23 protein-coding genes are annotated in these 21,876 nt (G+C 63.8%); 8 read left to right on the forward strand and 15 right to left on the reverse strand.

Annotated features, from left to right (window positions below):
- Positions 1-490 precede the first annotated feature (490 nt).
- The 4 genes from QZM35_RS33745 to QZM35_RS33760 all read left to right on the forward strand — a co-directional run bounded on the left by QZM35_RS33745 (position 491) and on the right by QZM35_RS33760 (position 4,300).
- A complete protein-coding gene (locus QZM35_RS33745; RefSeq protein ID WP_089431468.1) occupies positions 491-1,708 on the forward strand; it encodes a DUF2863 family protein in 1,218 nt (405 codons plus the stop codon).
- Positions 1,709-1,920: 212 nt separating this feature from the next.
- On the forward strand, positions 1,921-2,757 hold the full coding sequence (locus QZM35_RS33750; RefSeq protein WP_089425963.1) for a response regulator transcription factor: 837 nt from the start codon (positions 1,921-1,923) through the stop codon (positions 2,755-2,757).
- 75 nt (positions 2,758-2,832) lie between these two features.
- Entirely contained in the window at positions 2,833-3,507 is a 675-nt protein-coding gene (locus QZM35_RS33755; RefSeq protein WP_072440675.1) for an energy-coupling factor ABC transporter permease, read from the forward strand.
- Between the two features lie 139 nt (positions 3,508-3,646).
- A complete protein-coding gene (locus QZM35_RS33760; RefSeq protein WP_089425964.1) occupies positions 3,647-4,300 on the forward strand; it encodes a hypothetical protein in 654 nt (217 codons plus the stop codon).
- Between the two features lie 81 nt (positions 4,301-4,381).
- Here the strand turns inward: QZM35_RS33760 and QZM35_RS33765 are convergent, their stop codons facing one another.
- Both QZM35_RS33765 and yaaA read right to left on the reverse strand, forming a co-directional pair.
- On the reverse strand, positions 4,382-5,536 hold the full coding sequence (locus QZM35_RS33765) for a M14-type cytosolic carboxypeptidase (protein ID WP_301777570.1): 1,155 nt from the start codon (positions 5,534-5,536) through the stop codon (positions 4,382-4,384).
- An 88-nt stretch (positions 5,537-5,624) separates the two neighbouring features.
- A complete protein-coding gene (yaaA, locus tag QZM35_RS33770; protein ID WP_089425966.1) occupies positions 5,625-6,407 on the reverse strand; it encodes a peroxide stress protein YaaA in 783 nt (260 codons plus the stop codon).
- Positions 6,408-6,464: 57 nt separating this feature from the next.
- Here yaaA and QZM35_RS33775 point away from each other — a divergent pair, with 57 nt between their 5' ends.
- Both QZM35_RS33775 and QZM35_RS33780 read left to right on the forward strand, forming a co-directional pair.
- Positions 6,465-6,962: a putative toxin-antitoxin system toxin component, PIN family gene (locus tag QZM35_RS33775; RefSeq protein WP_089425967.1), complete on the forward strand. Its 498-nt coding sequence runs from the start codon at positions 6,465-6,467 to the stop codon at positions 6,960-6,962.
- A gap of 33 nt (positions 6,963-6,995) precedes the next feature.
- Positions 6,996-8,168: a pyridoxal phosphate-dependent aminotransferase gene (locus tag QZM35_RS33780; RefSeq protein WP_089425968.1), complete on the forward strand. Its 1,173-nt coding sequence runs from the start codon at positions 6,996-6,998 to the stop codon at positions 8,166-8,168.
- Positions 8,169-8,210: 42 nt separating this feature from the next.
- On the opposite strand, the gene QZM35_RS33785 is transcribed toward QZM35_RS33780, so the two are convergent.
- Complete coding sequence (locus QZM35_RS33785) at positions 8,211-8,867, reverse strand: glutathione S-transferase (protein ID WP_089425969.1); 657 nt, start codon at positions 8,865-8,867, stop codon at positions 8,211-8,213.
- Positions 8,868-9,069: 202 nt separating this feature from the next.
- Here QZM35_RS33785 and QZM35_RS33790 point away from each other — a divergent pair, with 202 nt between their 5' ends.
- Positions 9,070-9,861, forward strand: a complete 792-nt coding sequence (locus QZM35_RS33790; protein WP_089425970.1) for an oxepin-CoA hydrolase, alternative type — start codon at positions 9,070-9,072, stop codon at positions 9,859-9,861.
- 257 nt (positions 9,862-10,118) lie between these two features.
- Complete coding sequence (locus QZM35_RS33795) at positions 10,119-10,811, forward strand: glutathione binding-like protein (protein ID WP_089426624.1); 693 nt, start codon at positions 10,119-10,121, stop codon at positions 10,809-10,811.
- Between the two features lie 47 nt (positions 10,812-10,858).
- Here QZM35_RS33795 and QZM35_RS33800 read toward each other — a convergent pair whose 3' ends face one another.
- The 12 genes from QZM35_RS33800 to QZM35_RS33855 form a co-directional block, all read right to left on the reverse strand.
- Positions 10,859-11,335: a MaoC family dehydratase gene (locus tag QZM35_RS33800; protein ID WP_089425971.1), complete on the reverse strand. Its 477-nt coding sequence runs from the start codon at positions 11,333-11,335 to the stop codon at positions 10,859-10,861.
- A complete protein-coding gene (locus QZM35_RS33805) occupies positions 11,332-11,793 on the reverse strand; it encodes a MaoC family dehydratase (protein ID WP_089425972.1) in 462 nt (153 codons plus the stop codon). Before QZM35_RS33805 ends, QZM35_RS33800 begins: the two co-directional genes overlap by 4 nt.
- A gap of 37 nt (positions 11,794-11,830) precedes the next feature.
- A complete protein-coding gene (locus QZM35_RS33810) occupies positions 11,831-12,964 on the reverse strand; it encodes an acyl-CoA dehydrogenase family protein (RefSeq protein ID WP_089425973.1) in 1,134 nt (377 codons plus the stop codon).
- 19 nt (positions 12,965-12,983) lie between these two features.
- Positions 12,984-14,180: an acyl-CoA dehydrogenase family protein gene (locus tag QZM35_RS33815; RefSeq protein WP_175237899.1), complete on the reverse strand. Its 1,197-nt coding sequence runs from the start codon at positions 14,178-14,180 to the stop codon at positions 12,984-12,986.
- 104 nt (positions 14,181-14,284) lie between these two features.
- Positions 14,285-14,707: a DUF1178 family protein gene (locus QZM35_RS33820; RefSeq protein ID WP_089431481.1), complete on the reverse strand. Its 423-nt coding sequence runs from the start codon at positions 14,705-14,707 to the stop codon at positions 14,285-14,287.
- Positions 14,708-14,843: 136 nt separating this feature from the next.
- Positions 14,844-15,434, reverse strand: a complete 591-nt coding sequence (locus QZM35_RS33825) for an NUDIX domain-containing protein (RefSeq protein WP_089425976.1) — start codon at positions 15,432-15,434, stop codon at positions 14,844-14,846.
- A gap of 36 nt (positions 15,435-15,470) precedes the next feature.
- Entirely contained in the window at positions 15,471-15,767 is a 297-nt protein-coding gene (locus tag QZM35_RS33830; protein WP_046544751.1) for a DUF2818 family protein, read from the reverse strand.
- Positions 15,767-17,221: an NADH-quinone oxidoreductase subunit NuoN gene (gene nuoN / locus QZM35_RS33835; protein ID WP_174976206.1), complete on the reverse strand. Its 1,455-nt coding sequence runs from the start codon at positions 17,219-17,221 to the stop codon at positions 15,767-15,769. Before nuoN ends, QZM35_RS33830 begins: the two co-directional genes overlap by 1 nt.
- Before the next feature lie 39 nt (positions 17,222-17,260).
- Positions 17,261-18,751: an NADH-quinone oxidoreductase subunit M gene (locus QZM35_RS33840; protein WP_021162817.1), complete on the reverse strand. Its 1,491-nt coding sequence runs from the start codon at positions 18,749-18,751 to the stop codon at positions 17,261-17,263.
- 16 nt (positions 18,752-18,767) lie between these two features.
- Complete coding sequence (gene nuoL, locus QZM35_RS33845) at positions 18,768-20,822, reverse strand: NADH-quinone oxidoreductase subunit L (RefSeq protein ID WP_039370608.1); 2,055 nt, start codon at positions 20,820-20,822, stop codon at positions 18,768-18,770.
- Positions 20,823-20,839: 17 nt separating this feature from the next.
- Positions 20,840-21,145, reverse strand: coding sequence for an NADH-quinone oxidoreductase subunit NuoK (gene nuoK / locus QZM35_RS33850; protein WP_006478272.1), 306 nt, complete (start codon positions 21,143-21,145; stop codon positions 20,840-20,842).
- Positions 21,146-21,162: 17 nt separating this feature from the next.
- Positions 21,163-21,813, reverse strand: a complete 651-nt coding sequence (locus QZM35_RS33855; RefSeq protein WP_089425978.1) for an NADH-quinone oxidoreductase subunit J — start codon at positions 21,811-21,813, stop codon at positions 21,163-21,165.
- Between the last annotated feature and the right edge of the window lie 63 nt (positions 21,814-21,876).

A 21,876-nucleotide genomic window follows, 5' to 3' on the forward strand; every position in this document is an offset into this window, starting at 1 on the left:
CCTGACTTACTTTAGTGTGAGACTCTTGATACTTTCGCTATCTGATCCGAGGATCAGCTCGCTTTCATCAAGCGCCCACACTTATCGGCTGTTAATTTTTAAAGAGCATTCTGCGAGGAACTTCGTGCTTCCCAGCAGCGCTGCGTTTTCAGCAGCAGAGAAGCGAGATTATGAACCGTGTTTCGCAGTTCGTCAACAACTTTTTACACTACATCGTTGCGACTGCGGGGTTCAACTTCCAGGCCAGCTGCGCGCTCCAGACTTCAGCACACCGCCCACCTTGCTTCCCTTCTCCCGCGCTGCGTTTCCGTTAGCGCGAAAGAGGCGTGATTGTAGGTAGCTCGCGACATTCGCGCAAGGGGTTTGAAGCAACTTTTTTACAAAAGCTGCAATTCGGCCAGCCGGCCATGTGTCGGCACGAGACCGCTTATGGTGCAAAGAACGGACTAGAATGTGAGGCTCTTCGCCTCTTTCTATATACGTCTTTAATATGCGCCAGCGAATCGCCAAACGCCTCCCCCCCGATGCCGACAAACTGGTCGGCCTGTCGCTTGCGCTCTTCGCCTCGGGCAGCCGCATCGAGGACCGCTTCTGGGAAGCGAAGCTCGATGCGCTGCTCTCCAAGATTGTCCGCAACGGCAACCAGACCACGCTCGACGCAGCGCTCGACCATCTGCAGCAGAATCATCCCGACGCCTATGGCGCGCTCGCCGACATGGCCGAGACGCACAGCGAGTCGATGGTGATCGAGCACGACGGCCAACCGTTCGATGCGCTGCTGGTCGCCGTCCCGGTTCTCGCATGGACGCGCTACATGATTCCGTCGGGCCCGCTCAAGGGCGACGTTGCCGACGCACTTCGAACGCACCTGCAGGCGCACGTCCTTGCGAACGGTACCCTCGTCGGGCTTGCCCCGTTCCTCTACAGCATCGACCAGTTGCCGCGACACCACGTCGAGACCTACCGGCTCGCCCAGCAGCTCGCGCATGGGGCGATCAGCCAGCACACGCCCAAGCTCAGCTTCGGCGACCTGCCCGAAACCTCGCCGATCCTCGCCGACCCGCGCTTCCTGCTCGCCGTCGTTGCGGCCCCCGCCGGCGCACCGCTGTTCCGCTGGCAGGAAGAAGAAAACGGCAGCCGGATCGAACGCGGCCAGTGCCTCGAGCAATGGACGGCCCAAGGTGGCCCGAACCTGTCGATCGCGCTGCCCGGCTGCGAATTCGAATGCCTGCTTCCGGACGCGTACTACTCGGCCTGCCGGGATGCGGACGAACGGATACGTCCACATACGGTCCGAACGGCCATTCGTTATCTATTCGACACACTTGGTGCAGCGCCGCAAGAGCTCCGCGCGGTGGTCGCCGGCTTCGGCGAACGCCGTATCGACGAGTACCGTGTCGGCTTCACGCGGCGTGCCAGCAACGACGTAATCTACGGCGTCGTATGGCCGCTTTACGGCCGTGAAAACGGCGACATGTCGATCGACAGTGCGACGCTCGAAGGCGAAGCGCCGATCGAAGGCCCGGTCGAGGAAATCGTGAGTCTGCTGAAGGAATGCGGCGTAACCGACGTCCGGCGGCACGCGGGCCGCTTCGAACCTGAATATTGCGATGACTGCGGCGTGCCGCTCTACGCAGATCCGCTCGGCGAAATCGTCCACGCTGAAATGCCGGAAGACGCGTCACCCGCCCAGCCGCACTTCCACTAATCCGCAGCACAGCAGGCCCGACGGCCTGCCCACCTGAAGCCGCTCACGGTTCCCGCCGGAGCGGCTTTTTACTTGTCTGTCCTCCCGTCGCCCGAAATTTCATACTTTTCCTAAGCCTTTCAGCCAAGCAGACATCGTGTAAGGTCTTTGTCATTATCAGACCCAAGGCATGCCAGACGGCAGATCAATGGCTCACATTACGGAGGTTGAATATGCGGTTCCTGATGCTCAATTCAGACGCCGAGCGGCGTGACGGACTGAAGGCCCTGTTGCGACAGATCGACCGTCACGCCGGCATCAACGATGTGCCCGACAGTTTTCAGGCGCGCAGGCTGCTGCGCAACCAGCGTTTCGACCTGGTCGCGATCGACTGGCTCGACGTCGGCCGGCTCAGCGAGCTTCAGGCGCTCTGCAGCGCGTGCTCGCCGACACCCGTCGCCGTCCTGGTCGACGAAACTTCGCCCGAAGCAATCCAGCGCTTCTTCAACTACGGTGTCGCCGGCGTGATCCCGCATTCCACGCGGCCACACCTGATCGTGCGTGCGCTCGAGATCGTGCTGCTGGGCGGACACTACATTCCGCCGATCGCGCTGCGCCTGCTGCCTTCCGCTGCTGCGGCGCGCTACGATGCCCATTTCCAGACGCTCGCCGGGTCGCTTCCCCGGCGGCCGCCGAGCGGCCTCCTGTCGCCGCGGCAAGCGCAGATCATGCGCTTCGTCCACATGGGCAGCACCAACAAGATGATCGCTCGCACACTCGGCATCAGCGAAGGCACTGTCAAGATCCACCTCGCCAGCATCTTCCAGCAGCTCGGTGCCGCCAACCGGGCCGCCGCGGTCGCAATCTACAACGGCTGGCTGTCGCCCCATCTCGAGGTGCTGTTGGCGAACCGCAGTCGTGCGCGCAAGCCGCCCATCGGCGAACAGGGCCCGGTTCCGCTGCGTACGCAACGGAGTAACCGCCCGTACCCGTTGCCGGCCTCGATCGATAGCGCGCAGGACCTGCCGATCGCCGCCGAGCCGCCAGCGCGGTTCCGGCGCGAACGCTAGTTAAACAGTCTCGATATTGCGACGGTCGGTGTGTGCGGATTCCCACCTTTGATGCTCAACGAGTAATATGGACGCATGGGTTTTCTTTTCACACCGCTTCCGCTCTGGGTTGGCATCGGTGGCTGGATCGCCGCCGTGGCCCTGCTCGCGCTCGCGATCTGGAATCGTCCCTTCGTGCGCCTGCAGGACGCCACGCTCCAGCACGTGTGGCTCGCGCTCGTCACCGCCATTGCGGTCCTCTGGGCCTCGAATGCGTGGCTCGACGATGGCATCGTCATGCATCTGCTTGGCGCGACGCTGCTCGTCACGCTGTTCGACTGGACACTCGCACTGATCGCGATGGGCGCCGTCACGGCGGTCGCCGCGATCATCTTCGATGCGCCCTGGCAGGGCATTGGCCTGACCTATCTGATCTACGGCGCGCTGCCGGTCGCCGTGTCGGCATTGCTGCAGCGCGCCGCACTCGCATGGTTGCCGCACAATCTCGCGTCGTTCATTACCGGCCAGGGATTCCTGTCGCCCGCCATCGCGATCATCGCGGTTGCCGCTGCCGCTGCCGGGGTCCAGCTCGCGCTCGCGGATGGCGTTCCCGTCGTGATTCCGGCCGGCTATCTGCTGAACACCGCGCTGCTCGCACTCGGCGAAGCGTGGTTCACCGGCATGGCGACCGCACTCATCGCTGTCTATCGTCCCGCGTGGGTCACGACCTTCGACGTCCGGCGCTATCGTCTCGGCGGCCCGCGCGCCTGAATTGCCCTCCGGCGGCGGCGCCGTCATCACGCGCCGGCCTCCCCTCCCTCAGTACGGCAGAATGCGACATCTACTGCCGCACAACTTTTTTACGCTAAGATTGAACTCCGGTTCTTCATCGGGCATCTATACGTGCCCGATGTCTCATTCGCTCCTCACCAATAACCAGATGGACAGCTCTCCTGCGTCGCTCCGGATTTTCCGGGCGCTCGGCAAGCTGGCAGCCTGTATTGCGGGCCTGTCGCTTGCGCTTCCGACACCGGCATTCGCCGATCTGCTCGACCAGCGCTCCGAACTGATCAACAAATTCGTCAACGAAATGCATGCCGATCCGCTCGCCGCCGATTGTGCAGCGCACGGCAGCTTCATCGCCAGCACGTCGTCGGCTTTCGACCGCGTCGACTTCGCGCCGAACGCATTCGACAGCGGCAACGCGACGATCACGCCATGGAACGACTCGTTCGACCAGGGCAAGCAGCGCGTGAAGGTCGACAATATCGTCACGGTCGACGGCCTCGGCATCCACAGCGACGGCAGCGACGCGACGCCGCTGAAATTCCGATGCGGCTATGTCGGTCAGCAGATGCTCGCGTTCAGCTGGAACGACCCGGTTCCGCCGCTTAAGCCGCGCGTCGAGCGCTCCTCGTCCTCGACGAAGAAATTCAAAGGCAAGTCGCACCGAGGCAAGGGCAAGGCAAAGGCATCGGGCCGTACCGGCAGCAAGAAGGCCGTCGCAACGAAAAAGTCGAGCGGCCAGAAGAAGGTCGTGAAGAAGACCGCGAAGAAGTCCTGATCCGCCGAAGCGGCATCCACAGAAGTAAAAAAGCCGGGGCATCCTGAGATGCCCCGGCTTTTTCATACGGCGACGCTACGCTTACGCGAACGTGTCGACGTGCACCAGGATCGCCGCCAGCATCGCTGCGCCGAGCGCCGCGCTTCGCTCGCCGTTCCAGCCGACGCGTTCGTCGGGCAGGTTCGCGTTGTCCTTAAACGGCATCTCGAGCGTCAGCGACAGACAGCCGAACTGATGGCCGATGTACTTCGACGCGAGCTTGAGCGCGTCCTCCTTGTACTTGCTCGCGGCATAGCCGTGCTCAGTCTGGAAGTCCGGGCTCGCGACCTTGAACGCTTCGATGAACGCGGTCTGCTCCTTGCCCTGCTGCTCGGTGAAGCTCGGCAGCATCTCGGACCCGGCAACGAACACATACGGCAGATCCTCGTCGCCGTGGATGTCGAAAAACATGTCGCAGCCGATCGCATGGATTGCATCGCGCACGGCCAGCACCTCGGGACTGCGCTTGGCATCGGGCGCCATCCACTCGCGGTTCAGGTTCGCGCCTGCGGCATTGGTGCGCAGGTTGCCATGCACGCTCCCGTCCGGGTTCATGTTCGGGACGATATAGAACGTCGCACGATCGTACAGCTTGCGCGCGACCGGATCGCCGGCCCAGTCGCCCCATCCGGCCAGCCGCTTGACGAGACCTTCGACGAACCATTCGGCCATCGACTCGCCGGGATGCTGGCGCGCGATGATCCACACCTTCTTCTTCGGCACGCCATCCGTTTCCGGCGTACCGAGCGTCAGCAGCGACATCGGGCGACCTTCAACCGTGCGGCCGAGTTCGACGACGCTCGCCTGCGGCAACTGCTGAACCGCGCCGAGAAACGCCGCGTGACGCTCTTCCGAGTACGGCTCGAAATACGCGTAGTAGATGCTGTCGAATTCCGGCGTATGGTCGATGGTCATCGTCTTGCCGTCGAACGTCGTCGGCACGCGGAACCAGTCGACCCGGTCATAGCTCGCCACCGCGCTGTAATTGCGCCAGCCCGACGGATACGCGCATTCGGCAGCATTCTCGAACGTCATCACGCAGCGCTCGCCGCGCACGCCTGTCAAGCGGTAGTAAAACCATTGCGCGAATTCCGAGTGGGTGTCGCCGCGCACGCGCAGCCGAATCGCATCGGGACTGTCGCACGACACGACGTCGATTGCGCCTGCGTCGAAATTGCTGGTGATCGAAAGGGCCATCTGTCTCTCCTGGGGCGACCGGAACAGGCGGTGTAGCGCTTGCCCGGCCTCATGCATGCGCCGGCCGTCTCGTGAACGGCCGGCAGGGTCACTCGCCGACTCGCCGGCGATATACGTAAGTCGAATCGTTCGACGCCGCCGCATCGAACGCATAGCCTTCCGTCGCGAAATCCTTCAGCGCCTTCGGGTCGGCAATACGGTTCTCGACGATAAAGCGCGCCATCAGACCGCGCGCACGCTTCGCATGGAAGCTGATGATCTTGTAGCGGCCGCCCTTCCAGTCCTCGAACACCGGTGTGATGACCGGTGCGGCCAGCAGTTTCGGCTTGACCGACTTGAAGTATTCGGTCGACGCGCAGTTGACCAGCACGCGCGCCGCACCGCTGCGCGTTTCGAGCTGTTCGTTCAGCGCCCGCGTGATGCGGTCGCCCCAGAACGCGTAAAGATCCTTGCCGCGCGCGTTCGCGAAGCGCGTACCCATCTCGAGCCGGTACGGCTGCAGCAGGTCGAGCGGACGCAGCAGTCCGTACAGGCCCGACAGCACGCGCACATGCTGCTGCGCATAGTCGAGATCGGCGGACGACAGCGATTTCGCGTCGAAACCTTCATAGACGTCGCCGTTGAACGCGAGCACGGCCTGCTTCGCATTGGCGGGCGTAAAGGTCGACGACCAGTCGGCGTAGCGCTGGAAATTCAGGCGCGCGAGTGGATCGGAGATATCCATCAGCGTTGCGATGTCCTGCGGCGACAGCTTGCGCAGGCCGTCGATCAGCTCGGACGCGTCGTCGACGAATGCAGGCTTCGTGTAAGACTGGACGTGCGCGGGCGTATCGTAGTCGAGGGATTTGGCTGGAGAGAGAACGATTATCATAGAGGCTCGCTGGCACGCCGTGCCTTGCGGTCAGACGAAAACCACCGATTGTAACGAATGACCCGCTCTCTCGCCCCGCACGCCGCGCACCGCGTCGTGCTCGACTCGAACGTCTGGATCGACATCCTCGTATTCGACGACCCCGCTACGCGCCCGATCCGGGCTGCGCTGGAAAGCGGCGCGCTTGCCGCCGTGATCGACGGCCGCTGCCTGACCGAGCTCGAATACGTGCTCGACTATCCGCAGTTCCAGTCGCGCGCCATCGACAAGGCGGCCGCACTCGCGACCGTCGCCCGGCTGGCGAGCCTCGTCGAGCCGCCGCCCGTCGACGCCGGCGCGCCGCCGCTGCCGAAGTGCAAGGACCGCGACGACCAGAAGTTTCTCGAACTCGCCCGCGCCGCGCAGGCCGAGTGGCTCGTGTCGAAAGACCGCGCGCTGCTGAAGCTCGCGAAGCGCACCGCACGCGACTTCGGCTTCCGGATCGCGCAGCCCGCGCCATTTACCGAGGCCTGCTCGCTCGACGCCACGCCGGACACGACGACCACGCCGGCCTGACCTACGCCGCACCACCCGATTTCGACCGTATCGATGAACGCTCCTTCAGACATGCCAACGACTCCCGTTTTCCCCTCGCGCCTGCCGAACGTCGGCACGACGATCTTCACGGTCATGAGCGCGCTTGCCGCAGAAAAAGGCGCGGTGAACCTCGGCCAGGGCTTTCCGGATTTCGACTGCGATCCGCGCATCGTCGATGCGGTTGCCGCCGCGATGCGCAACGGGCACAACCAGTATCCGCCGATGGCCGGTGTCGCGCCGCTGCGCGACGCGATCGCGGACAAGATCGCGCAGGTCTATGGCCGGCGTTACGATCCGGCGACCGAAATCACCGTCACGGCCGGCGCGACGCAGGCGTTGCTGACCGCGATCATGTGCACGGTGCACCCGGGTGATGAAGTGATCGTCGTCGAACCGACCTACGACAGCTACCTGCCGTCGATCGAACTCGCGGGCGGCAAGCCCGTGTTCGTCACGCTGGAAGCGCCCGACTACGCGATCCCGTTCGACCGCCTGGCGGCCGCGATCACGCCGAAAACGCGCATGATCCTGATCAACACGCCGCACAACCCAACGGGTACCGTGTGGCGCGAGTCGGACATGCGCAAGCTCGAGGAGATCGTGCGCGGCACCAACGTGCTGATCCTGTCCGACGAGGTCTACGAGCACATGGTCTATGACGGCGCGCGCCACGAGAGCGTCGCGCGCTATCCGGAACTCGCCGCGCGCAGCTTCATCGTGTCGAGCTTCGGCAAGACCTATCACGTGACGGGCTGGAAGGTCGGCTATGTCGCAGCGCCTGCCGCGCTGACCGCGGAATTCCGCAAGGTCCACCAGTTCAATGTGTTCACGGTGAACACGCCGATGCAGATCGGGCTCGCCGACTACCTGCGCGACCCGGCGCCGTACCTGACGCTTGCCGACTTCTACCAGAAGAAGCGCGACTTCTTCCGGGCCGGACTCGAGCGCACGCGCTTCAAGCTGCTGCCCTGCACGGGCACGTACTTCCAGTGCGTCGATTATTCGGCGATCAGCGACCTGCCGGAAGCGGAATTCTCGAAGTGGCTCACGTCGGAGATCGGCGTGGCCGCCATTCCGGTGTCGGCGTTCTATCACGAGCCGCACGAATCGGGCGTCGTCCGATTCTGCTTCGCGAAGCAGGAAAGCACGCTCGCGTCCGCGCTCGAACGGCTCGCCCGCCTGTAAGACCCACACGGGCGGTCGCACACCGCCCTGCGGGAACCATGCTTACGAACGCGCGACGCTCGTCGCGTCGATATACGCCTTGCGCTCGGCCGCCACGCGCTGCGCGGCGGGGCGCTCGCCCACCTTCTTCGCATGCGCCTTCCAGTCGATGCCTGCATCGAGCAGGAAATCGCGCCCGAATACGGCTTTCGTCGCCATGCCGATGACCGGCAGATGGACCCACGCGGCGATGTCCGCGAGACTGAACGACTCGCCGAGCACATACGGCGAAAACTGCGTCATCTGCTTGAATCCGTCGATCGCGCGCGGCAGGCGCTTCTCGACGTGCGCCTTCATCCCGTCGCTGACCTTGCCGCCGAAAAACGCTTCGGTGTAAACCTCGCGCGCCACCCATTCGAGATAAAGTTCGAGCGTCTCGATCAGTTCGCGCACCTTCGCGGCCGCGAACGGGCTCGCCGGGAAAATGCCTTTTTCGGGATAGCGCGCCGCCAGGTACTCGATGATCACCTGCGACTCGAACAGCGCCCCTTCTTCGGTCTTCAGAAAGGGAATCTTGCCGAGCGGCGAATCGGCGAGCTGCGCCGGATCGCTGACCGGCAATCCGCATACCGACTCCTCGAACGGAATGTCGTGCTCGAGCAGGACGAACTTCACCTTGTTGTAATAGTTGGACAACGGAATACCGCACAGCTGTAGCATCGGAGTCTCCTTCCTTGCTGAAGCGCGGCCGCATCGATGCCGGCCGCACCGGGATTCATCGCGCTGAAAAGCACGTTCGTGCTAGTCTAAAGCAAGTTTTGCGTCTGCCGCGACAACAATACCTCTGCTGCGACATCGTCCGCATCAGCACGCGCCATGTGTCCGCTGCCGCAGCCCTGCTATCCGATGGAGACACGCTCGCATGAGTGCTGAACTGCTGGCCTCGCGTCCGCCCGAGAGCGAATCGACGCTCGTCCTCACGCTATCCAACCCCGGCGCGCGCAATGCGCTGCATCCCGACATGTACGCGGCCGGCATCGAAGCGCTCGCCACCGCCGAACGGGATCCCGGGATTCGCGCGGTCGTACTCACCGGCGCCGATCGCTTCTTCTGCGCGGGCGGCAATTTGAACCGGCTGCTCGACAACCGCTCGAAGGATCCGTCCTACCAGGCCGACAGCATCGATCAGCTCGCCGCCTGGGTCACGGCGATCCACGCTTCGACGAAGCCGGTGATCGCAGCGGTGGAAGGCGCCGCGGCCGGCGCGGGCTTCTCGCTCGCGCTCGCGTGCGACCTGATCGTCGCCGCGCACGACGCGAAGTTCGTGATGTCATACGCGCGTGTCGGCCTGACGCCCGATGGAGGCGGTTCGTGGTTCATCGCCCGCGCGCTGCCGCGTGCGATCGCGGCCGAGATCCTGTTCGAAGGCAAGCCTGTTGCAGCCGAACGTCTGCACACGCTCGGCGTCGTCAACCGGCTCGCCGTGCCCGGCGCGGCACTGACCGATGCACTGGCATGGGCCGATGCGCTCGCCGGCATCTCGCCGAACGCACTCACGCGCATCAAGTCGCTGCTCGACGACGCGACGACGCAACCGCTCGACGCGCATCTCGCCACGGAGCGCGATCATTTCGTCGCATCGCTGCATCATGCGGACGGGCTCGAAGGCATCACCGCATTTCTCGAGAAACGCCAACCCCGCTACAAACGCTGAACCGTCGCGCCCGCTTTCGGATGGACGCGTCGCCACCGCATCGACCCGATGTTGCACGGCGACGCCCCCAATCTCGACGACTCGGAACGACAAGCGATCGCCCCCGACACCATGCAGCTCGACGCGCGCGCACGACTGCGCATACGCATCGGCGCGCACGGTTCCGTCGCCAGCAGCCCGCATCGATCCATGCTCTAATGACCGCCTGTCGCGGCGCTGCCGGCGCCGTTTTCGCGCATGCAACAAAGGAGTTCACGATGATCGACGTCTATAGCTGGGCGACCCCGAACGGCCACAAGGTGCACATCATGCTCGAGGAGACGGGCCTCGCTTATCGCGCCCATCCGGTCGATATCGGCGCGGGCGACCAGTTCAAGCCGGACTTCCTGAAGATCAGCCCGAACAACAAGATCCCCGCGATCGTCGATCCGGACGGCCCCGGCGGCCAGCCGATCTCGCTGTTCGAATCGGGCGCGATCCTGATCTACCTCGCCGAGAAGACCGGCAAGTTCCTGCCGACCGATCCGGCCGCACGCTATGCGACGCTCGAATGGCTGATGTTCCAGATGGGCGGTGTCGGCCCGATGCTCGGGCAGGCGCACCACTTCCGCCTGTATGCGCCGGAGAAGATCGAGTATGCGGTCAACCGCTACACGAACGAGGCGAAGCGGCTGTACAACGTGATGGACAAGCGGCTCGGCGAATCCGAATATCTCGCGGGCGACGCGTACACGATCGCGGACATTGCGACGTTCCCGTGGACGCGCTCGTGGCAGAACCAGGGCATCGTGCTCGACGAATTGCCGAACGTGAAGCGCTGGCACGAGGCGATCGCCGCACGACCGGCCGTGCAGCGCGGCGTCGAAGTGCTCGCATCGATGCGCAAGGCGCTGCAGGACGACAAGGCACGCGAGGTGCTGTTCGGTGCGACGCAATACGCGAAGCACTGACACGCATGTGACGGGCGGAGCGGCATCCGTACATGCCGCTCCCCGCTTCAGAAGTAATGCAGCGTGATGAATTCGGCCGCGCAGACGGGCAGCGGCACATCGGGACGCTCGACCTGCATTGTCACCGACCACGTCACCTGCACACCGTCCCGCGCAGCCTCGGCGGCTTCCTTTACCGCAAACAGCGCACGCACACGCGCACCGACCGGCACCGGCTTCAGGAACCGCACGCGGTTCAGTCCGTAGTTCACCCCCATCTTCTGCTCGAAACGCATCGCATCGGCCATCAACGCCGGAATCAGCGACAGCGTCAGGAACCCGTGCGCGATCGGGCCGCCGAATGGCGACTCGCGCCGCGCGCGGTCGGGATCGACGTGAATCCATTGATGATCTCCGGTCGCATCGGCAAAGCCATCGACACGACGCTGGTCGATCGCGATCCAGCCGCTCGCGAGCGGCTCCGCGCCGACTCGCGCCTGCAGCGCCTGCGCCGATGCGATCAGCGGCAAGGTCACGTCGGTCATGCCTGCGTGCCTCCCGGATGGCGCAGCCCGAAGATCACCTTGGTATGCACGGTGATCACCGTCTCGCCGGCGCCGTTCACGCCGACCCATTCCGTCGACACGATGCCGCGGTCGGGCTTGCTCTCCGACACGCGTTTGTCGTGGACCTTCTGATACATCGTGATCGTGTCGCCGGCGCGCACCGGCTTGAGCCAGCGGATCGAATCGATGCCCGGCGAGCCCATGCTCGTCGAGTCCGACCCGAGCTTCTTGATGAGCAGGCTCATGAACACCGAACACGTATGCCAGCCGCTCGCGACGAGCCCGCCGAAATGCGATGCTTTTCCGGCTTCTTCGTCAAGGTGGAACGGCTGCGGGTCATAGCGTTGCGCGAACGCCTTGATGTCGTCCGGTTCGAACGTGTAGCGGCCCACTTCGGTGGTACTGCCGACCACCAGGTCTTCGTAACTGATGCCCACTCGGTGTCTCCTTGTCTGGTGCGCTCGCGCGTCGCCGTCATGCTGCGTCGGTCTGCGCGAAATCGGGCAGCGCCGCGATGCGGGCAAGATGATGATCGGTGTCGCCGAGCGTCGTCTCGATGATCGTCAGCCGCTTGAACAAGTGTGCGGCGGCGACCTCGTTGGTCACGCCCATGCCGCCGTGCAGCTGGACGGCCTGCTGGCCGACGAAGCGCGCGGCGGCGCCGACACGCGCTTTCGCGGCCGACACGGCCTTGCGCCGCGCATCGGCATCGCCGCTCGCGTAGCGTACGGCTGCCAGATAGGTCAGCGAACGCGCCTGCTCGGCATGGATCAGCATGTCGACCATCCGGTGCTGCAGCGCCTGGAAACGCGCGATCGGCACGCCGAACTGTTCGCGCGTCTTCGTGTATTCGACCGTCGCGCGATTCAGTTCGTCGAGCACGCCGACCGCTTCCGCGCACAGAAGGAACGTCGCGTAGTCGGCAACCTGCTCGAGGGCCGCAGCGTCGCGCGCACCGCCCGTCAGCAGTCGCGCCGGCGTTTCATTGAACCCGATCGTCGCGGCACGCTGGCCGTCGATCGTCCGGTAGTCGACCACCTTCACGGTCGCGGCATCCCGCTCGACGACGAAGAGGCCGATGCCGCCACCGTCGACGCGTGCGGGCACGATCCACGCATCCGACTGTGCGCCATGCTGAACGACCGACTTCGTGCCGGTCAGCCGGTACGTGCCGCCCTGCTCGCGCGCATGCGTGTCGAGTTCGAACAGGTCGTAGCGCGCATGCGGTTCGTGGAATGCGACTGCCACACGCTTCTGCCCCTGCGCGACGGCTTCCAGCAGCGCCGCATCCTCACCCGCGCCGGAACCGGCAATGCGCAAGGCCTCGACGCCCACCGCCGTTGCCCAGTACGGCTCGATCACGAGCGCACGGCCGAGTTCCTGCATCACGACCAGCATGTCGACCGGGCCGCCGCCGAAGCCACCCTGCGCGTCCGGCACGGGCAGCGCGGTCAACCCCAGTTCGGCGAACGCGCTCCATTGCGTGTCCGACACACCCGCATCGCTGCGCACGATTGCCTGGCGCGCTTCGAAGCCGTATTGCTCGCCGAGATAACGGCGCAGCGCGTCGGCAAACTGCTGCTGCTCATCGGTAAAGCTGAAATCCATGGTTGTCTCCGTTCCCTGATCACAGCCCCAGAATCATCTGCGCGATGATGTTCTTCTGGATCTCGTTCGAGCCGCCGTAGATCGACGTCTTCCGATAATTGAAGTAGTACGCGGCAAGCGGTGCCGCATCGTCGTCGCCCGCGATGCTGTGCTCGCGCTGGCCGTCGAGGAACGGTACGTCGAACGGTGCGGCGAGCGGGCCGATCGCGTCGACCATCAGCTCGGTGAGCGCCTGCTGCACTTCCGTGCCCTTGATCTTCAGCATCGACGCCTCGGGGCCGGGCCCCTTGCCGCTCGTCTCGCGACTGACGACGCGCAGCACCGTCACCTCCAGCGCCATCAGCTCGACCTCGAGCGCCGCGACCTTCGCAGCGAACACGGGATCGGCGAGCAACGGCTTGCCGTTCTTGCGCTGGTTCGACGCCACACGCTTCAGGAACGCGAGCTCGCGCTTCGACCCGCCGACGCGCGCGATGCCGGTGCGCTCATGGCCAAGCAGGTATTTCGCGTAGGTCCAGCCGCGGTTCTCGTCGCCGACGAGATTCTCGACCGGCACCTTCACGTCCTCGAAGAACACCTCGTTGACCTCGTGGTCCTCGTCGAGCATGACGATCGGGCGCACCGTGATGCCGGGCGTCTTCATGTCGATCAGCAGGAACGAGATGCCCTCCTGCTTCTTCGCGGCCGGATCGGTGCGCACGAGGCAGAACATCATGTCTGCGTACTGGCCGAGCGTCGTCCAGGTCTTCTGGCCATTGACGACGTAGTGGTCGCCCTGGCGCTCCGCGCGCGTGCGCAACGATGCGAGGTCGGACCCCGACCCCGGCTCCGAATAGCCCTGGCACCACCAGTCCGAGCCGTCGAGAATGCGCGGCAGATAATGACGTTTCTGCGCTTCGCTGCCGTATTTCATCAGCACTGGCGCGACCATCGATACGCCGAACGGCAGCACGGTCGGCGCACCGATCCGCGCGCACTCCTCTTCCCAGATGTGTCGTTGCGTCGCGTTCCAGCCCGGGCCGCCATATTCGACGGGCCATGCGGGCGCAGACCAGCCGCGCTGACCGAGAATCCGGTGCCAGCTCGCGAAATCCTCGCGATCGAGTCGTTTGTGATCGAGTACTTTGGCGCGCAGTGCGTGAGGCAGGTTGGCCTCGAGCCAGGCGCGGACGTCGACGCGGAACGCGTCGTCCGAGGGGGAATAATCCAGATCCATGCGCAGTGTCTCCTGTCGACCGGAGTTAGCGCTTCAGCGGTTAGTCCGGTCCCATGCAAGGCTGTCCGCAGCCGTCCGGCCCGGCAAGGACTCACTGCATATGTCTATTGCAGCGGTTCTTTGAGCGCGACAGGAATCGGCAGCGGCATCACGTCGATGCCTTCTTCGGCCAAGGATTGCGCATCTTCGGGCGTCGTGACGCCACGAATGCTGCGTGCCGGCGCCTCGTTGTAATGGATGCGCCGCGCTTCCTCGGCGAAGCGCTCGCCCACATTCTCGGTTTTCTCCAGCACCTCGCGCAGCGCACGCATCACCTGCGCCTGCAGTGCACGCGAATCAACCGGCTGGGCCTGCGTCGCGCCCGACAAGTTCAGGCGCGGCGCCGACGGCAGACGGTTGACCTCGGTCGTTCCGCACACCGGACATTCGACCAGCTTGCGGGACAACTGCGCTTCGAATTCATCGGCGGAAGCGAACCAGCCTTCGAACCGATGACCGTGCGGGCACTGTAAATCGAGGACCTTCATGCTGAATCAGGGCGTGTGGCGAGTGTAGCGCAAAAAGCGGTTTTGTGAACGGTCGTGCTAAATATCGATCGCGCGACGGCGTGGCGCCGCGTCACCGGATTGTAACGCGGCGCCCCACCCGCCGCTGACCCCGCGCTCAGGGCGTCAGGACCGGCCCGAGCGGCCACGTGCCGGACAGCACCTTGTCGAGCCACATCGTGCCGATGATCGTCTTCACGTCGGAGATCTGGCCCGTGCGCACCCATTCCTGCAGGTCGGCCTGCGTCGCAATGAAGGTCTCGAGGAATTCGCCTTCATCGAGCTTGCGCTCGCCGGCCGTCAGCCCGCGCGCCAGGTACAGGTCGATGAATTCGGTCGAATAGGAAATGATCGGATGAATCCGGGCCAGGAACACGTACTCGCGTGCGGTGTAGCCGGTTTCCTCGCGCAGTTCGCGCACCGCGCATGCAAGCGCGCCTTCGTTCGGATCGAGCTTGCCGGCCGGGAATTCGGCCATCACCTTGCCGATCGGGTAGCGATACTGGCTTTCCATCAGCACGCGGCCGTCGTCGAACAGCGGGATCACCATCACCGCGCCCGGATGCTGGACGTATTCGCGCGTGGCTTTCTTGCCATCCGGCAGACGGACGGTATCGCGCTTGAGCTTGAGGAACGCGCCTTCGAAGATCGCCTCGCTTTCGAGGCAGGTTTCGGTCAGTGCGGCGTCGTGATTGGGTAGTTCGGCCATCGGCGACTCCAAAATTGAGCGCGACGGCCGAAGCCGTCAGCGTCGTTTGACGAGATACTGGAACGTGAAGCCGGGAAACGCGAACACGACGAAAAGACTGAACGTGATCGCGTAGAACTGCCAGCCCTGTTCGAAGCGGTTGCCGGCGCGCGACTCGAGCCAGAAGCCGAGCGCGCCAACGATGAAGTACAGCACGATCAGCTCGCCGATCCGCACCCACCCGCTCTTCTTCGCCGTGCCGAACGGCACGACGGCGAAGAGGCGTTGGTTCAGGAACGGCAGGTTGGCGCAGACGAGCGCCAACAGCACGATAAACCAGCCGGCTGCCGACATTACAGCGGCAGCGTGTGACGAATTGCCTGCAGGCAGGCCGTCAGCAGCGGGCTCGGGATCAGGCCGAGCGCGACGACCGCGAGGCCGTTCAGCACGAGGATCGTGCGCTTGCAGAAATCGCCCGAAATCGGCGTCGTATCCTGCGGTGCATCGAAGTACATCAGCTTCACGATGCGCAGGTAGTAGAACGCGCCGAACAGCGACGTGATCACGGCCAGCACGGCCAGCCACGTGAGGCCCGCGTTGACGGTTGCCTCGAGCACGGCGAGCTTCGCGTAGAAGCCGACGGTCGGCGGAATGCCGGCCAGCGAGAACATCATGACCATCATCACGAACGCGAACACCGGGCTGCGCTTGTTGAGGCCCTTGAAGTCGTCGATCGTTTCGGCTTCGAAATCGCGGCGTGCGAGCAGCATCACCACGCCGAACGAGCCGAGCGTCGTGATCAGGTAGACGATCGCGTAGAACATCGCCGAGCTGTATGCGTTCGCCGGTGCCGTCGCGTCGCCCTTCACGATGCCCGCGAGCAGGCCGAGCAGCACGAAGCCCATGTTCGAGATCGCCGAGTACGCAAGCATCCGCTTGATGTTGCGCTGGACGATACCCGTGATGTTGCCGACGATCAGCGACAGTGCGGCCAGGATCACGAGCGCGGTCTGCCAGTTCTGTGCGAGCGGCAGCAGGCCCATCACCAGGAAGCGCAGGCCCCACGCGAACGCGGCAACCTTCGGGCCGCCGCCGACGAACAGCGTCATCGCGGTCGGTGCGCCCTGGTAGACGTCCGGCACCCACATGTGGAACGGCACGGCGCCGAGCTTGAACGCGATACCGGCGACGATGAAGACCACGCCGAACATCAGCACGGCCGCGTCGGTGTTGCCGCCGACCGCCTTGTACACCTCGGCCAGCTCGAGCGAGCCGGTCGCACCGTACAGCATCGAGATGCCGTACAGCACGAAGCCCGATGCGAGCGCGCCCAGCACGTAGTACTTCATCGCGGCTTCGCTCGACTGTGCGGCATCGCGGCGCAGCGCGATGACGGCGTACAGCGACAGCGACATCAATTCGAGACCGAGGTACAGCGTCAGGAAGTTGTTGCCCGACACCATAACCAGCTGACCGAGTAGCGAGAACATGCCGAGCAGGAACACGTCACCGCGGAACATGTCGCGATCTTCGAGGTACTTGCGCGAATAGACGAGCGAGACCGCGAAACCGAACGACACGACAGCCTTCATCATGCTCGCGAACGAGTCGACGACGACCATCTTCGAGAAGAAGTAGTACTGCTGCGGGTCGAGTGCCTGCACCGCGAACCACACGCCGGCCACGACCGACGAGACGACCGCGATCAGATAAGTCAGGCGGCGGCCGGAAGCACCGGTAAAGGTGTCGTTCAGCCATGCGACGACGATGGCGGCCAGCACCAGCGCGTCAGGCAACAGGACATTCATAGGGGCGTTTTGCATGATCTTGAGTTCCTCCGCTCGCGATTACTGGGCCAGCGGCAGCTTCGACTGCGCGACGTGGGAGAGGAGGTTTTCCACGGAAACGTGCATCACGTCGGTGAAAGGCTTCGGATACAGGCCCATCAGCAGCGTGAACGCGGCGAGCACGGCCAGCATCAGGAATTCGCGACGGCCGATGTCCTTCAGCTTGGCAACGTGATCGTTCGCCACCGCGCCGAAGTACACGCGCTTGTACATCCACAGCGTGTAGGCAGCACCGAGGATCAGCGTGAATGCCGCGCCGAATGCGATCCAGAAGTTGTACTGGACGGCCGCGAGAATCACCATGAACTCGCCGACGAAACCCGACGTGCCCGGCAGGCCGCAGTTGGCCATCGAGAACAGCATCGCGAAGGCCGCGAACTTCGGCATCACGTTGACGACGCCGCCGTAGTCGGCGATCTGGCGCGAGTGCACGCGGTCGTACAGTACGCCGATGCAAAGGAACATCGCGCCCGACACGAAGCCGTGCGAGATCATCTGGATGATCGCGCCTTCGACGCCGAGCTGGTTGAAGATGAAGAAACCGAGCGTGACGAAGCCCATGTGCGCGATCGACGAATACGCGACCAGCTTCTTCATGTCGGCCTGCACCATCGCGACGAGGCCGATGTAGATCACCGCGATCAGCGACAGCGTGATCACGACGGGTGCCAGGAAGTGGCTCGCGTCAGGCGTGATCGGCAGCGAGAAACGCAGGAAACCGTATGCGCCGAGTTTCAGCATGATCGCAGCCAGCACGACCGAGCCGCCCGTCGGCGCTTCCACGTGCGCGTCCGGCAGCCAGGTGTGGACCGGCCACATCGGCACCTTCACCGCGAACGCGAGGAAGAACGCAATGAACAACAGTATCTGCGGCGTCATCGCGATCTTGGCGTTCTGCCACGTCGCGAGGTCGAACGAATGCGTTTCCGTGTACAGGTAGATCAGCGCGACCAGCATCAGCAGCGAGCCGGCCAGCGTGTACAGGAAGAACTTGAATGCCGCATACACGCGGTTCGGGCCACCCCACACGCCGATGATGATGTACATCGGGATCAGGGTCGCTTCGAAGAACACGTAGAACAGCAGGCCGTCGGCCGCCGAGAATACGCCGATCATGATCCCGGACAGGATCAGGAACGCCGCGAGGTACTGCGCGACGTTCTCGGTGATCACTTCCCATGCGGCGATCACGACGATCACCGTGATCAGCGCGGTCAGCACGACGAACCACATCGAGATGCCGTCGACGCCGAGGTGATACGCGATGTCGAAGCGTTCGATCCAGGTCGACTTCTCGACGAACTGCAGCGCAGCCGTGCTCGAGTCGAAGCCCGTGATCAGCGGGATCGTGACCGCCAGGCCGAGCAGCGAACCGATCAGCGCGATCCAGCGGGCCGTCCCCGGATTTTTGTCGTTACCCACCGCAAGCACGAGGAGGCCGAAAACGATCGGCAGCCAGATCGCGGTACTGAGAATCGGAAAAGCGTGCATTAAGTTGTCCCCCGCCTTATTTGCCGCCGAGCGTTACAAACAGGGTCAGGAGCCCCAGCATGCCGATGATCATGGCGAACGCGTAGTGATAGATGTAACCGGATTGGAGGAAGCGGATCACGCCGGCGAACCAGCCGATGAACCGCGCGCTGCCGTTGACGAGGCCGTCGATCACCACGACGTCACCTTCCTTCCACAGGCCGCGGCCGATCGCCACCGAACCACGGGCGAACACCACTTCGTTGATCTTGTCCATGTAGTACTTGTTGTCCAGCAGCGTGTAGATCGGGCCGAACGCGCGGCGGATCGACGCCGGCAGTTCCGGACGCTTCAGGTACAGGAACCACGCGACAACGACACCGGCGAGCGCGAGCCAGACCGGCAGGCCCGACACCGAGTGCAGGCCCATGCCCACCCAGCCGTGGAACTCCTCGGCCATCTCGGCCAGGGCCGGATGGTTTTCGCCGATGAAGATCACCTTGTCGAATGCAACGCCGTGCTGGAAGAAGTCGCCGAACAGCATCGGGCTGATCGCGATCGCGCCGATGATGACCGACGGGATCGCCAGCAGGACCAGCGGCACCCACACGACCCACGGGGTCTCGTGCGGTTCGTGCGCGTGGTCGTCATGACCGTGGCCATGACCGTGGTCGTCGTGGCCGTGCGCAGCCGCCATGCCCATCGGCGATTCCGGATGCTTCGGCTTGCGGAAGCGCTCTTCGCCGTGGAACACCAGGAAGTACATGCGGAACGAGTACAGCGCCGTGACGAACACGCTCGCGACGACCGCGAAGTACGCGAAACCCGAACCCGGCAGGTGCGACAGCTTCACCGCGTCGATGATCGAGTCCTTCGAGTAGAAGCCCGAGAAGAACGGCGTACCGATCAGCGCGAGCGAACCGACGAGCGACGTGATCCACGTGATCGGCATGTACTTGCGCAGGCCGCCCATGTTGCGCATATCCTGGTCGTGGTGCATGCCCATGATCACCGAGCCGGCGCCGAGGAACAGCAGCGCCTTGAAGAACGCGTGCGTCATCAGGTGGAACACGGCGACCGGGTAAGCGGACACGCCGAGCGCGACGGTCATGTAGCCGAGCTGCGACAGCGTCGAGTACGCGACCACGCGCTTGATGTCGTTCTGGACGATGCCGAGGAAGCCCATGAAGAGCGCCGTGATCGCGCCGATCACCGTGATGAACGACAGCGCGGTATCCGACAGCTCGAACAGCGGCGACATGCGCGACACCATGAAGATGCCGGCGGTCACCATCGTCGCCGCGTGAATCAGCGCGGAGATCGGCGTCGGGCCTTCCATCGAGTCCGGCAGCCACACGTGCAGCGGGAACTGTGCCGACTTGCCCATCGCGCCGATGAACAGGCAGATACAGGCGACGGTCAGCAGGCCCCAGTCGGTGCCCGGGAAGTGCAGGCTCGCGAGTTCAGCGCGCTTCGCGAACACTTCGCCGTAGTTCATCGAGCCGGCGAATGCGAGCAGCAGGCCGATGCCGAGCAGGAAGCCGAAGTCGCCCACGCGGTTCACGAGGAACGCCTTCATGTTCGCGTAGATCGCGCTCTCACGCGTGAAGTAGAAGCCGATCAGCAGGTACGACACCAGACCCACCGCTTCCCAGCCGAAGAACAGCTGCAGGAAGTTGTTGCTCATCACGAGCATCAGCATCGAGAACGTGAACAGCGAGATGTACGAGAAGAAGCGCTGGTAGCCGTCTTCTTCCGCCATGTAGCCGATCGTGTACACGTGCACCATCAGCGAGACGAAGGTCACGACGACCATCATCATCGCGGTCAGCGAATCGACGAGGAAGCCGACTTCGAGCTTCAGCGAGCCGACGTTCATCCATTCATAGACGGTCGCGTTGAAGCTTGCGCCGCCCATCACGTCGAAGAAGACTTTCGCCGACAGGAGGAACGCGATCATTACGCCGAGGATCGTGATCCGGTGTGCGCCCTTGCGCCCGACTGCGTTCCCGAACAGCCCCGCAATCAGCGAGCCGGCCAGCGGAGCGAGCGGAATCGCCAGCAGCAGGTTTTCATTGAGTGTCGTTGACATAACAGCGTTGCCTGAAATTAACCTTTGAGCTGATCGAGATCCTCGACATTGATCGTGTCGAGCTTACGGAACAGGGTCACCAGAATCGCAAGACCGATCGCGGCTTCCGCTGCGGCGACGGTCAGCACGAAGAACACGAAGATCTGGCCGTGCACGTCGCCGAGGTAATGCGAAAACGCGACGAAGTTGGTGTTCACCGCCAGCAGCATCAGTTCGATCGACATCAGGATGATGATGACGTTGCGGCGGTTCAGGAAAATCCCGACGATCGCGATCGCAAAGAGGATCGCGCCGAGCACGAGGTAATGAGCAAGAGTCAGCATGTTTTCTTTTCCTCCGCTTAGCCGTTGGTGCCCGAACCGGCTTCGCTCTGCGCCGTTTCCGGCTGCGGCTTTTCCGCGTCCATCTTCACGAGGCGCACGCGATCGTTGCGGCGCACCTTGACCTGATCCGACACGCGCTGGCGCTTGCTGTCCTTGCCCTTGCGCTCGGTCAGCCCGATCGCGGCAATGATCGCGACCAGCAGCACGAGGCCGGCGATTTCAAACGCGAAGATGTAGTCGGTGTAGATCACCTTGCCGATCAGGCGCGTGTTCGACCAGTTGGCCATCTCGCCCGTCGCCATCGCGTGCACCGTCTGCGTGTCGCCGTAGCCGCGCCACAGGATCAGCGCGGTTTCGATCACGATGATCGCGCCGACCACGGTCGCCATCGGGACGAAGCGCTTGAAGTCGCGGCGCAGGTAGTCGATGTTGATGTCGAGCATCATCACGACGAACAGGAACAGCACCATCACCGCGCCCACGTAGACCAGCACCAGCAGGATCGCGAGGAACTCCGCTTCCAGCAGCATCCAGATCGCGGCGGCGTTGAAGAACGCCAGCACAAGGAAAAGCGCAGACGCCACCGGGTTGCGCGAAGTGATCACCTTCAGCCCTGATACCACCAGGAGCAGCGCGAAGATGTAGAACAGTACGGTCGTGAATTCCATGATTACCGGTTCATCGTTAGGCCATAGTCAGGCGCGGCTTGCGGGACGCTCTCGCGTGCCGCA

It is taken from the genome of Burkholderia sp. AU45274 (genome assembly GCF_030482505.1).
Classification (GTDB): domain Bacteria; phylum Pseudomonadota; class Gammaproteobacteria; order Burkholderiales; family Burkholderiaceae; genus Burkholderia.